Raw genomic sequence first — 12,900 nt, 5'->3', positions numbered from 1 at the left:
TAGACGGATACGCTCGAAGTCCCAGTGGCGGCCCTCGCATGAGCATCCTATCGTTTGATTCAAGCACTGGCCGACGATCATTAGAGACGAGGCCCGGCGCAAACGGAGACGGCTTTGGCTACCACCTTATACGACAAACTATGGAATGCGCACGAGGTCTCCCAAGACTCTGATGGCCTCAGCGTACTCTACATTGATCGGCAGATGCTGCATGACGTCAGCAGCCCGCAGGCCTTCGCGATGCTTCGCGACCGGCAGATCGACATCCATAGACCATTAACTCATATCGCTGTCGCAGATCATGCGGTGCCCACGCGGGATCGAACCATTCCGATAGCGAATGAAGCGACCCGTAATCAAGTAGAGCTGCTGGCTCAGAATGCTAGATCCACGGGCGTTCCCTATGTGGACCTGAATGACAGTCGTCATGGAATCGTCCACATCATGGGTCCGGAACTCGGATTCACTCTGCCGGGAATGACCATGGTGTGTGGCGATTCGCACACGTCAACGCATGGCGCTTTCGGTGCGCTGGCCTTCGGTATTGGATCCAGCGAATCGGCATGCGTATTGGCCACGCAAACGCTGAGAATGCGACGCTCGAAAAGCATGCGAGTCACCGTCGCAGGACGGATGAATCCGGGTGTCACGGCCAAAGACGTGATCCTGCACTTGATTGGGGTCTTGGGTGCTGGCGGCGGCACTGGCTACGTCATCGAGTACGCGGGCCCGGTGGTTCGCAGTATGTCGATGTCCGAGCGCATGACATTGTGCAACATGACCATTGAGGCCGGTTCGCGTGCGGGCCTCGTGGCTCCCGACGAAACGACGTTCGAATATCTCAAGGGCCGTGCATACGCGCCCAAGGATCAGGATTGGGATACGGCAGTTGCCTGGTGGTCAACGTTGGTATCCGATGTTGGTGCGCGATTCGACCGTGAAATCACCATCGACGGTCTCGAAATCAAACCCCAAGTCACCTGGGGCACCAGTCCTGATCAAGTTATGGCCATAGATTCGGTTGTGCCTGATCCTGCAACCATGGGCCCAGTTGAAGCTCAGAAGACGGCTCGCGCACTCGAATACATGGGTATCGCGGCGGGATCGCGAATCACGGATCTCACCATTGACCATGTGTTTATCGGTTCATGCACGAACGGCCGCTTGGAGGATCTTCGTGCCGCGGCTGCGGTTCTCAGAGATCGGCAAATCGCTCCCGGCGTTCAAATGTTGGTGGTCCCCGGTTCGGATGCGGTGAAGATCCAGGCAGAGGCCGAAGGGCTAGATCAGATATTCATTTCCGCAGGAAGCCGGTGGGAAAACGCAGGGTGTTCGTTGTGCGTGGCCATGAACGGTGAGCTGGTTGACCCCGGTCAACGATGCGCTTCGACCACGAATCGGAATTTCGAAGGGCGACAGGGCCCCGGTGCACGCACGCACCTGATGAGTCCCGCGATGGCTGCTGCCTCCGCCGTTGCGGGCCGCATCTGTGATCCACGCAACCTGGAGTCCTGATCGATGGAGCCGTTTGTACGTTTGCAATCTGTAGCCGCAGCACTGCCGGATCAAAACATCGATACGGACATCATTTACCCGGGGCGATTCTTGACTGTGACATCGGCGTCGGGCCTCGGACGGTATGCCTTGCACGATTGGCGCTTTGACGATCAGGGCCGAGAGGTTGAGTCGTTCGTACTCAATAAATCCCAGTGGAAAATGGCGCAGATTCTTGTTGTGGGTTCGAACTTCGGTTGTGGCTCAAGCCGGGAGCATGCCGTATGGTCGTTGGCCGATATCGGAATTCGCTGCGTGGTGTCCACAAGCTTCGGTGAGATTTTCCAAGGCAACTGCTACAAGAACGGTGTGTTGCCTCTGGTGGTGGATCAAGAGACCTATGCTGTTCTCGTGAATGACGCGCTGGAAGCCCGCATGCTGGATATCGACCTCCAGACATTGACGATCAAGCGTCAGCGCGGGGAGGTTTTGAGTTTCGAGCTATCAGAGGCCCGCCGCCTTGCTTTGGTCAACGGGTGGGATGAAATCGACATGATTCGAAATCAGGAGCACGCGAACATCGTAGATTTCGAAGCCCGTCAACGCCAGATGCAACCTTGGCAGTATCGCAACGATTGACCCGGGAATACGTCACATCCCAGGTCCGCACTTAGTTTAAGAGAGTTCTTTCATGGCTAATCCGATCCTCAAACAGAAACTGAAAAACGGCGAATTCCTTGTCATTCCGGGCATGCACGACATGATCTCGGCCACCATCGCCAAGACTGTCGGTTTCGACATCGTGTACGGCACAGGCTTCTGGCTCACCGCATCGGCGCTGGGTTTGCCCGATGCCGGGATAGCGACTTACACGCAGATGGTGGACCGTATGGCCACTCTGGTGCGGACGTCAGGTGCAGCGGTCATCGCCGACGGCGACACGGGCTACGGCGGTCTGCTGAATGTCCACCACACGGTGAAGGGCTACGAGGCCGCAGGCGTCACGGCAATTCAACTTGAAGATCAAGAATTCCCGAAAAAGTGCGGCCATACGCCGTACAAGCGTTGCGTGCCGGTAGAGGATATGGTCGAAAAGATCAAGGTCGCTGCCGAAGCGCGTGAGGACAAGGAGAATTTCCTGATCATCGCCCGCACCGACGCACGAGCAGGACTGGGGATGGATGAGGCGATGCGCCGTATTGAGGCCTATGCAAAGGCGGGCGCCGACATTCTGTTCCTTGAAGCCCCGCAGTCGGAAGAGGAAATGCGTACAGCGTGCTCGGCATTCGATCTGCCGATGATGGCCAACATGGCAGACGGAGGCAAGACCCCGATTCTCCCGGCTTCGGTACTGAAGGAAATCGGTTTCGCGCTCGCGATCTATCCGTCGAATACGAGCTTGGTGGCGGCTCATGCAATGGAGAAGAGCCTGCGATTGCTGAAGGAACAAGGCCTTAGCGGCGGCCCGGGCGTGGAACTCTATGATTTCAAGAAGTTCTGCGAACTCATCGGCTTCGCAGAAGTGTGGGAATTCGAAAAGCGCTGGGCTCGCGAAGGCAAGTAAGAGCGCACGAATACGGAGTTTCCGTACATCGGATACGGATTGAATGGCATGAGACATACTTGCCCAGGTGCGCGAGTATGTCTCTTAACCGAACCGTGTGAAAGACCGCACGGCCGGACCTACAGAGGACAGACATGAGCGGTTACATTGATATCGTTTGCAATCTTTTCACCGAGGAAGAGGTTGCCAAAGGGCAAACTGGCGTCGATGAGGATTTCAAGGCGCAGGTGCGTATGCCCGTCGAAATGCGTAATGGCGTTTCGATGGACGAATATCTCCGCAAGATGGATCGCGCAGGTATCGAACGTTCGTTGCTCATCGCCGTTCGTGCCGGTGACGCACGCATGAAAGGCTCGTTCGAAATCCCCTACGAGCAGGTTGCAAAGTGGTGCACGAAGTATCCGGATCGCTTCTCGGGTCTCGCTGGCGTTGATCCTTTCCGTGGTATGCAGGGCCTTCGTGACCTCGAACAGGGCGTCAAGGAATTCGGTTTCGTCGGCGCTCACCTGTATCCGCACTGGTTCCGTCTGGCACCTAACGAAGCGCTGTACTACCCGTACTACGCGAAGTGCTGCGAACTCGACATTCCGATCATGATGCAGGTCGGCCAGAATCTGATTTATCAAAAGGACGTGCGTCTGCCGAGCGTGGCCAAACCGATCCTGCTCGACCAGATTGCCATAGATTTCCCGGAACTGAAGTTGCTGGGCATCCACATCGGGGTACCTTGGACCGATGAAATGATCGCCATGGCGTGGAAACACAAGAATGTGTACATCGGCCTCGACGCATACGCACCGAAGCACATTCCGACATCGCTCATTCACTACATGAACACGTACGGTTCGCACAAGGTCATGTTTGGTACGGATTGGCCCGTGATCGATCCGGAGCGCGGTGTTAAGGAAATGATCGAACACGGTCTCCGTCCTGAAGCGTTTCAGCAAATCATGTCCGATACCGCACGCAAGGTGTTCAAACTGTGATTCTCACCAACGAAAACATTCTCCAGGGTCTGCCACCCGGCTTTCGCAACATCACGGTATCGTCGGGCATCCGTGCTGCGGCGCGTAGAGTCCCCAACAAGCCGGCGCTGATTTGCGGCGACCGTCAACGCACGTATGCGCAGCTCATCGAGGCAATGAATCGCGTTGCTAACGGCGTGATGGGTTTGGGCCTCCTGCCGGGACAAAACGCGGCTATTATCAGCCCCAATGCTCTTGAGTACATCGAGATCGTTTGTGGTGTTTCCGATATCGGTGCCGCTATTGCAACGCCGAATCCGAAGCTTACGGGACCCGAACTCGCGGATATCTGCAACGACGCACAAGCGCGCATCCTGTTCGTTCACCCGGATTCGCTGAAGACGGTTGATCGGTCTCTGATGAAGACCGTCGAACACGTGATCGTCTTGGATAAGCAGTACGATGATTTCCTCAAGAAGGCCAGTGCGTTGTTTAACGTGCCCGTTATTCCGGAGTGGGCGACGTTCTCTATTCCCTACACGTCTGGCACTACCGGCAAGCCCAAGGGCGTGATGCTTCCGCATCGTGCACGTTCGATGACGTTTTTGGGCTACGCGGCTGAGTACGGCATCTACTCACCGGATGACTACTTCCTGGCCTTCGCTCCGATGTGTCATGGTGCAGGTCTCGCATATGCGATGTCTTCGATCTTCTTCGGTGGTACGACGGAGATCATGCCAAGCTTCGACGCAGAGACCGTGCTACGTGCTGTCCACAGTGGTCGTGTCACGGGTATGTTCACGGTTCCCACGCACTATCACGTGATGTTCAGTATGGAGCGTCCGTTGCTGGATAGTCTGCGGGGCAATCGCCTGAAAGGCATCGTGGCCAACGCGGCGCCTCTCGCGCAGTCAACGAAGGAGCAAATTGTCGAATACTTCGGTGACGGCTTGCTGCACGAAACGTATGGCTCTACCGAAGCCGGGACCGTCAGCAACTTGCGTCCTCAAGATCAGTTGCGCAAGCGCAACTGCGTGGGTCTCCCGTTCGTCGGCACCACCATCAAGCTCCTGGATGACAAGGGCGAGGAAGTGGGGCCTAACGAAGTCGGCGAACTCTTCAGCACGTCGCCTACGCTGTTCAATGGTTACTGGGGTAAGGAAGAGGCAACGAAGGAAACCCTGAAAGACGGGTGGGTCGGTGTTGGCGATCTGGCTATGCGCGATGAAGAGGGCTACCTGTACATCGTTGATCGCAAGAAAGACATGGTGATCAGCGGCGGCATCAATATATATCCGCGCGAAATTGAGGACGTGATCGACACGCACCCTGCAGTTAAGGAGTCGGCGGCATTCGGCGTTCCCGATGAGCGCTGGGGTGAACTCGTGGTGATGGCCGTCGTGTCCAATGAAGGCACGTCGATTGGCGCCGAAGAACTCGAACAGTTTGCACGACAGAATCTGGCGTCATATAAACTGCCGAAGAAAATTGTCCCGATTGAATGCCTGCCGCGAAACGCAAATGGCAAAATCCTGAAGACTGAACTTCGCAAGTGGTATGCGAAGATGAAAGCCGATGGAGAAGCCGGTTCATAATCGCAATGATTTGTAGTCCTTAGGCCAGTAAATCCCATTAACCAGATGGTAGTCGCAAAGACCGCTATCTGGCTCTTCGGCATTAGAACTCCATGGAGGAGACGTAGTATGGAAGTAATGGACAAACAACAGGCCCAGTCTGTGCAAGGCCAGGTCCAAGGTTGGCCTTCGGCAAGCATTGGCTGGTACACTGTGGCGGTTCTGTTTATCGCCTACACGTTCGCATATGTGGACCGTGTCATTCTGACGATTCTCATGGAATCGGTGCAGCGTGATCTTCATATCAACGATACTCAAGTCGGTCTGTTGCACGGCCTGGCATTCGTGATCTTCTACGTGGGCCTCGGCATTCCTTTGGGGTGGTTGGCGGATCGTTTGAATCGACGCAAACTCGTGATCTGGAGTATCACCGTCTGGAGTGCAATGTGTGCGGCGTGCGGCCTCGGCAATTCATTCGGGACCCTGTTCGCTGCCCGTATCGGGGTCGGTGTTGGCGAGGCCGGATTGTCGCCAGCGACGTTTTCGATTATTGGCGATAACTTCCCACCCAACAAGCGCAATATCGCAACCGGCGTTTTTACGGTCGCAATGTTTGTCGGCGGCGGTTTGGCGCTTCTGATTGGTGGCCTCATCGTTTCCCTTCTGGGCGGTGCTACGAGTGTCCACGTTCCGCTCTTGGGCGAGATGCGCTCTTGGCAGGCTGTGTTCATATACGTGGGCGTCCCGGGTTTCCTCGTCGCGTTGCTCGCTCTGACTCTGAAGGAACCAACGCGCCGTTCGAACACTGGCGCGGCTCTGGTGAAAGGAACCGCGACGTTTGGCCAAGTGTGGTCCCGTCATAAGGGTGCATACCTGTTGCACTTCTGCGGTTACGCTCTCCTTAGCGTTCCGTTCAACGTCACGCTGCTGTGGGCGCGTCCATTTCTGTCCCGCGCGTTTGGGCTTTCGGTCCCTCACGCAGCTTATATGATGAGCGGACTGATGCTCGTGTTTGCATCGGCGGGTGTGCTTTCCGGTGCATCCATGGCTGACCGTATGCAACGCAATGGCAAGGTCGCGGCCGGTGCTTACGTGGGTCTCACGGCGGCACTCGGCCTGATCATTCCTCTCGCGCTTCTGCCGTTCGTATCCAATCTGTTCATCGCGAGTGTGGTGCTGGCATTTATGCTGTTCTTTGGTTCGTTCGCATGGGGCACAGGTGCATCGTCGCTTCAGATGTTCACGCCGAATAACATGCGTGCCCTGATGGGTGCGTTCTACCTCTTCGGTATCAACATCGTGGGACTTACAGTGGGTCCGACGTTGACTGGCGCACTCACGGATTACGTCTTCCACGATAAAGCGAAGGTCGGCTACTCGGCTGCCATCGTCAGTATCACCGGGGCCATTGTGGCGGCTATCCTGTTCGCCTCGCTGATTCCGCGCTTCCGTCGCGCGGTGGAAGAGGAGCGCGCAAATCCTCTGTAATACAGTAACGCGGTAGCAGTACCGTTGTAAGTCGTTGATCATGGAAACTTGAGCGGGGAGGTCCATTCAGGACTTCCCCGTTTTTTATTGTCATTCTGGATATCCATATTAGCGTTCTCCGCCTGTTTTCATTGGGTTTCCGCACATCGGATAGAGCGCTATATCGAATAGCGGGGATGTGTAGTCACGATGAGAATAGGTGCGCAGTAGGACTCTATGAGTGAGACAAAACATGGCATATCGACTTGGTGTAGACGTAGGCGGTACCTTTACTGACCTGCTGCTTTTCAACGATGAAGATGGGCAATTCTGGCGCCATAAGACGCCTTCGACGCCTCACGATTCCTCTGAAGGAATTGTGACGGGCGTTCGTGAGATCTGTGCTAACGCGCAGATCTCGCCGTCAGGTATCGGCGTATTCCTGCACGGCACGACTGTCGCAACCAACGCGGTGCTGGAAGGCAAGGGGGCTCGCGTGGGTCTCGTAGTGACAGAGGGTTATCGCCAGGTCATGCAGATTGCACGTTCGCTGGTTCCTGGCGGTCTCGCGGGTTGGATCGTTTGGCCAAAGCCGGAACCGATTGCCGCACTTGAAGACACGGTTGAAGTCTTTGGCCGTCTCGACGCACGAGGGCAAGAAGTTCGCGCACTGGATGAGGCGAACATCCGCGCGCGGTTGGAAAAGCTGAAGGCGCGGGGTGTCGAAGCGCTTACCATTTCACTCATTAACGCATACGCGAATGGCGCACACGAGAAGCGTGTCGCTGAAATCGCAGCTGAAGTCCTGCCGGGTATTTCGATTTCGATGTCACACGAAGTTCTGCCCGAAATGCAGGAATACGAGCGGACGCTGACCACGGTTGCCAACGCCTCGATGCGCCCGATGATTGGCCGCTACGTGCACAACCTGCGCGAACGCCTCGCCGATTTGGGCATGAAGGGTCGCCTGGCACTGCTGCGTTCGGACGGTGGTCTCATGTCGTCTGAGGCCTCGGAACAACATCCGGTTTCGCTTCTGATGTCGGGTCCCGCTGGTGGCGTTGCTGGCGCAGTGTGGGTCGCGAAAAACGCGGGCCTGAAAAACATTCTGACGCTCGACGTCGGCGGCACGTCAACCGACGTGGCTCTGATCGAAAACGGCGAACCGCGTTTGGTTCGTACGACGGAAGTTGGCGACCTCACGGTTCGGGTGTCGGCGCTCGACGTCAAGACCGTGGGTGCCGGCGGCGGTTCGATTGCCCGAGTGCCGGAACTCACCAAGGCGCTGCGTGTCGGTCCCCAATCGGCGGGCGCTGCTCCGGGCCCGGCTTGCTATGGTCGTGGCGGCACGGAAGCCACGGTGACAGACGCTAACGTGGTCTTGGGATATCTGCCGGAAAACCTGCTGGGCGGTAAGTTCAAACTCGACCGCGAGGCCGCAAAGGTCGCAGTGCAGAAGGTTGCCGATGATCTGGGGGTCGATCTTTACGAAGCGGCACGCGGCATCATCGATCTGGTCAACGAGAACATGTACGGCGCACTCCGTATGGTTTCGATTCAACAGGGCTACGATCCGCGCGAATTCGCGCTGATGGGCTTCGGCGGCGCGGGTCCCCTGCATGTGAATGCAGTGAGCAAGCTCACGGGCTCGTGGCCCGCTGTGTCGCCGGTTTCCCCTGGCGTGCTGTGCGCAATGGGTGACGCAACAACGCGTATGCGTACTGAGACCGCGCGTTCGTTCTCCAGGCGTTTCACGGCCGCAAGTGAAGCGGAAATCGTCGACATCCTGAAGCAGATTTCGGCGCAGGTTCACAACACACTTGTTCAGGACGGCGTTGCCGAGTCCGAAATCGAGGTCCGCTGCGAAGCCGATGTGCGTTACCACGGCCAGGCATTCGAAGTCTCGTTGCCGGTTAGCGCGGAATTGTTCCAATCGGGTACGGGCCTGGCAGACCTGGCGGCGCTGTTCGACCTGGCACATGAACGCCAATTCGGATTCCGTCTTGACGCAGAGCGCGAACTCGTCAACCTCCGCGCAGTGGCTCTGGGCAAGGCGCTTGAGCTGCCGTCGCGTGAACTCGCACAGGGCGACGGGAATGGTGCGCAGGCGCGTATCCGTGACCATGAAATGTGGTCCGACGGTGGATTCAAGAAAGGCACTATCTACGACCGCGCAAAGCTGCTGGCTGGCGACGTAGTTACGGGTCCCGCAGTGATTTGCGAAATGGATTCGACCACCGTGGTTCTTGCGGATTGCCAGGGTAGGGTTGACCTCTTCGGCAACATCCTGATCACCCCGATTAACGCATAAGGGCAAGGAGACACACAATGTCCGCACGCATTATTGAAACGAACGATACGCCGTTCGCCGGGGTTACAGTCGATCCGGTAACGCTGGATATCATCGAAAGCGCACTTCGCAACGCTCGCAACGAGATGGACGCTACGCTGATGCGTACAGCTCTGAGTCCGGGAATTCGTGAGCAGGGCGACGCCTTTCCGCTCATCGCGAATCGTGATGGGAAGATGGTGGTTGGTCAATTCGGCTCGTTTATCGGTGGGTTCCTGAAGAACTACGAAGGCGAAATTGAAGAAGGCGACATCATTCTGCTGAATGACCCGTACGCTGTCGGTGGTGCGATCAGCCACTTGAATGACCAACTTGTGATCATGCCGATTTTCCACAGGGGTCGCCTCATTGCCTGGTCGGCTATGTTCGGCCACATGACTGACGTGGGCGGCAAGGTCCCGGGTTCGCTGCCGACGCATGCGGCTTCGATTTTCGAAGAAGGTGTGCGCATTCCTCCGGTCAAACTCTATCGCAAGGGCGAACTGCAAAGCGACTTGCTGAAACTGGTTTCGAATCAGTCGCGCATGCCCGAATGGAACAAGGCTGACCTGCAAGCCTTGGTCGCCTCGTGCCGCGTTGCTGGCCGCCGCGTCTGCGAGATTTCAGATCGCTTCGGTGATGAAGTATTGCAGTCGGCAATGAATGATTTGCTTGCACGTAACTTCCGCGCAATGAAGCAACTCATTGCGACGTCGGTGGGTGAGGAGCCGGTGTCGTTTGCCGATTATCTGTGCGACGACGGTGCGGGCTTTGGTCCGTTCAAGATTCAGTGCACGATGTCGCGACAAGGCGAAAAGGTTATTCTCGATTTTGACGGTACGGATCCGCAGTCGGCATCCTCGATCAACTTCTTCCTGAACGAGAACATGCTGAAGATGTTCTTCGGGATTTACATGATCATGGTGTTTGACCCGCAGGTGCTTTATAACGACGGGTTCTATGATCTGGTCGAAGTCCGGATTCCCCAAGGCTCGTTGCTGAAGCCGAATTTCCCGGCCGCTCTGTCGTGCCGTACGCACGCACTGGGCCGTATTTTCGACGTTATGGGCGGCCTCCTGGGTCAACGTACGCCGGCGTTCCTCAACGCCGCAGGCTTCTCGTCCAGCCCCCACCTGATGTATTCGGGCCACGACAGCAAGGGCGAGTGGTTCCAGCTGTTCCAGATCGGTTTCGGCGGCATCCCGGGTCGTCCTTCCGGCGATGGTCCTGACGGTCACTCGCTGTGGCCGGATTTTACGAACGTGCCGAATGAGTTCCTGGAAAACTACTTCCCGATGCGCATCGAGCGTTACGAAACGGTTCCGGATTCGGGCGGTGCAGGCAAATTCCGTGGCGGTAACGGAATCCACATGACGTACCGTTTCCTCAGCGAAGGGCAGATTTCGATTCACGACGACCGCTGGTTCATTCCGCCTTGGGGTGTCAACGGTGGTGAACCTGCGGCACGTTCGTGGAAGCTTCTTGAGCGCGCGAACGGCGAACGGATGTATTTGCCCGCGAAATGCGACGATATCAAGGTCGGTCCCGATGACTTGTTGCATTTCGTGACCTGGGGTGCTGGCGGTTGGGGTGATCCGCTTGAACGTGATCCTGCACTGGTTGGCAAGGAGGTCGGGCAGGGTTTGGTGACGGCCAAGGGCGCACGCTCGTATGGCGTCGTTTGCGATGACGTTGGTAACGTCGATGCGGATGAAACTGAATCCCTTCGTGCACAAATTCGCGAGGCTCGTGGTGCTGGCGAGTTGCCGGTCTTCAATCGAGGCCCGGAGATCGAAATCCTGCGCGCGCGTTGTCTTGAAGAAACGCATCTTCCGGCACCGATTCAGCCCACCTGGAAGGTACGTGGAGCCGCATGATGGACAAAAGCGCTAACGGCGTTTTGAGCGGGGTGACGACTGAAGTTCTGTCGGCACTCCGTGCCATAGTGGGAGCCGAGCACGTCACTGAAGGTCAAGCCGCGTTGGCGTTGTCTCATGACATCTTCACGACCAAGGAGACGCCACTAGCGGTGGTGGCTCCCGATACCGTGGAGGAGCTTCAGGCGGTGATCCGGGAATCCGGCAAGAGAGGTCTTGCCGTATATCCCAGAGGCGGTGGCGCATCGTACACAGGTGGCTATCTGGTGGGCACACAGTTTTCGATACTGCTTGATCTTCGGCGCCTGAACCGCATCGTCGAACTCAACAAGGTCGATGCGTATGTGACGGTTGAGGCGGGCGTGACATGGGCGCAGTTGAAAACGGAGCTCGATTCGCATGGCTTGCGCACTCCGTTTCGCGGCCCATTCTCCGGCGTTGTGGCAACTGTTGGCGGGTCTGTCGCTCAGCATGCGGTCAGTCACGGGACAGGTCAGTATGGCGGCGCCGCGTCATCTGTGCTGAGTCTCGACGTCGTGACCGGTACTGGCGAATTGCTTCGGACAGGAAGTGCAGCGCTTGGGGGCTCCCCGTTCAATCGGTATGCCGGTCCCGATGTGACGGGATTGTTTACCGGTGACTGCGGCGCCTTCGGCATCAAAGCCAGAATCACACTCCCACTGCTGGAAGCCCACTCTGCATTCGCGGGCGCCAGCTTCGCATTCGAGTCGTTTGATCGGATGCACAGTGGCATGCAGAGCGCGGCGTCTATCGGAGTCGATGACACGAACTTCGCTTTCGATGCGTCAATGCTTCGTGGTCAGTTGAAGCGGAAACGCACACTGGCCGATACGTTGGCTATCGCGCGCCGCGTGTTTTCGACTTCACCGTCATGGTTCGCGGGTGCCCGTCAACTTTTGCGTATGGGGCTTGCCGGGGAGCGTTCGATGAGTAGCGCCCCCTTTGTCGCCCATTACATCGTGGAAGGGCCGAGCAAACAGGCGGTTAACCTTGACATGCAGCGTCTTCGTGATGCGATGGATGGGCACGGGCGTGAAATCGTCAATTCGGTTCCTGCCATAGTGCGGAGCGACCCTTTCTCTCGTATGTTTCACGTTGTGGGGCCCAAGGGAGAGCGCTGGGTCCCAGTGCATGGGTATATCCCGAATTCGCGTACCAAGGATTTCCATCGCGCGTACGAGGAATGGCTAGACCTGGAGGCTGAGAATTTTGCGAAGCACGGCGTATGGACTGGCTTGATGTTTCAGGCCATTGGCCGGGGAGCATTCCTGTATGAGATCGGTATCTACTGGAAGGATGCGCTTTCCCCGTACCATGATGCGGTTGTGCCAAAGAAGGTTACGGACAAGAATCCGCCAGGGTCCGAAAACTTGGCCGCGCGCACCTACGTGGCATCGATGAGAAGGCAGTTGATCGCCATCTATCAGGCTCACGGTTCGACGCACTTCCAAATAGGTCGAACCTATCCTTATGGACAGATTCTTGACGAACGTATGCGAGATGGCTTGGTGGCGTTCCGGGAGGCGCTCGATCCGCAGGGCGTGATCAATGCTTCTGTGCTCGGTCTCTGATTCGGGATCGGGATCGTAAAGCAGTGGCGTTCATAGCA

The 12,900-nt window shown here is 56.9% G+C and carries 9 protein-coding genes; all 9 read left to right on the top strand.

Annotation, left to right across the window (positions count from 1 at the left end):
- Window positions 1-114 precede the first annotated feature (114 nt).
- Entirely contained in the window at window positions 115-1,515 is a 1,401-nt protein-coding gene (leuC, locus tag VSR68_RS06060; RefSeq protein ID WP_342938920.1) for a 3-isopropylmalate dehydratase large subunit, read from the top strand.
- A gap of 3 nt (window positions 1,516-1,518) precedes the next feature.
- Window positions 1,519-2,133: a 3-isopropylmalate dehydratase small subunit gene (gene leuD, locus VSR68_RS06055; RefSeq protein ID WP_342938919.1), complete on the top strand. Its 615-nt coding sequence runs from the start codon at window positions 1,519-1,521 to the stop codon at window positions 2,131-2,133.
- Between the two features lie 52 nt (window positions 2,134-2,185).
- Window positions 2,186-3,058 (top strand): isocitrate lyase/PEP mutase family protein, encoded by an 873-nt coding sequence (locus VSR68_RS06050; protein ID WP_342938918.1) that lies wholly within the window; start codon window positions 2,186-2,188, stop codon window positions 3,056-3,058.
- A gap of 134 nt (window positions 3,059-3,192) precedes the next feature.
- Window positions 3,193-4,044: an amidohydrolase family protein gene (locus VSR68_RS06045; RefSeq protein WP_342938917.1), complete on the top strand. Its 852-nt coding sequence runs from the start codon at window positions 3,193-3,195 to the stop codon at window positions 4,042-4,044.
- Window positions 4,041-5,618, top strand: a complete 1,578-nt coding sequence (locus VSR68_RS06040) for a class I adenylate-forming enzyme family protein (protein WP_342938916.1) — start codon at window positions 4,041-4,043, stop codon at window positions 5,616-5,618. The genes VSR68_RS06045 and VSR68_RS06040 overlap by 4 nt, the downstream gene beginning before the upstream one ends.
- 108 nt (window positions 5,619-5,726) lie before the next feature.
- On the top strand, window positions 5,727-7,085 hold the full coding sequence (locus tag VSR68_RS06035; protein WP_342938915.1) for an MFS transporter: 1,359 nt from the start codon (window positions 5,727-5,729) through the stop codon (window positions 7,083-7,085).
- 232 nt (window positions 7,086-7,317) lie between these two features.
- Window positions 7,318-9,375: a hydantoinase/oxoprolinase family protein gene (locus VSR68_RS06030; protein ID WP_342938914.1), complete on the top strand. Its 2,058-nt coding sequence runs from the start codon at window positions 7,318-7,320 to the stop codon at window positions 9,373-9,375.
- A gap of 17 nt (window positions 9,376-9,392) precedes the next feature.
- Complete coding sequence (locus VSR68_RS06025; RefSeq protein WP_342938913.1) at window positions 9,393-11,270, top strand: hydantoinase B/oxoprolinase family protein; 1,878 nt, start codon at window positions 9,393-9,395, stop codon at window positions 11,268-11,270.
- On the top strand, window positions 11,267-12,862 hold the full coding sequence (locus VSR68_RS06020) for an FAD-binding oxidoreductase (protein ID WP_342938912.1): 1,596 nt from the start codon (window positions 11,267-11,269) through the stop codon (window positions 12,860-12,862). Before VSR68_RS06025 ends, VSR68_RS06020 begins: the two co-directional genes overlap by 4 nt.
- Window positions 12,863-12,900: the final 38 nt, after the last annotated feature.

The organism is Paraburkholderia phymatum (assembly GCF_038900715.1).
Taxonomy (GTDB): domain Bacteria; phylum Pseudomonadota; class Gammaproteobacteria; order Burkholderiales; family Burkholderiaceae; genus Paraburkholderia; species Paraburkholderia phymatum_A.
Note: the sequence above shows the minus strand (reverse complement) of the source record. Positions and strands in the feature narration are given on the sequence as shown.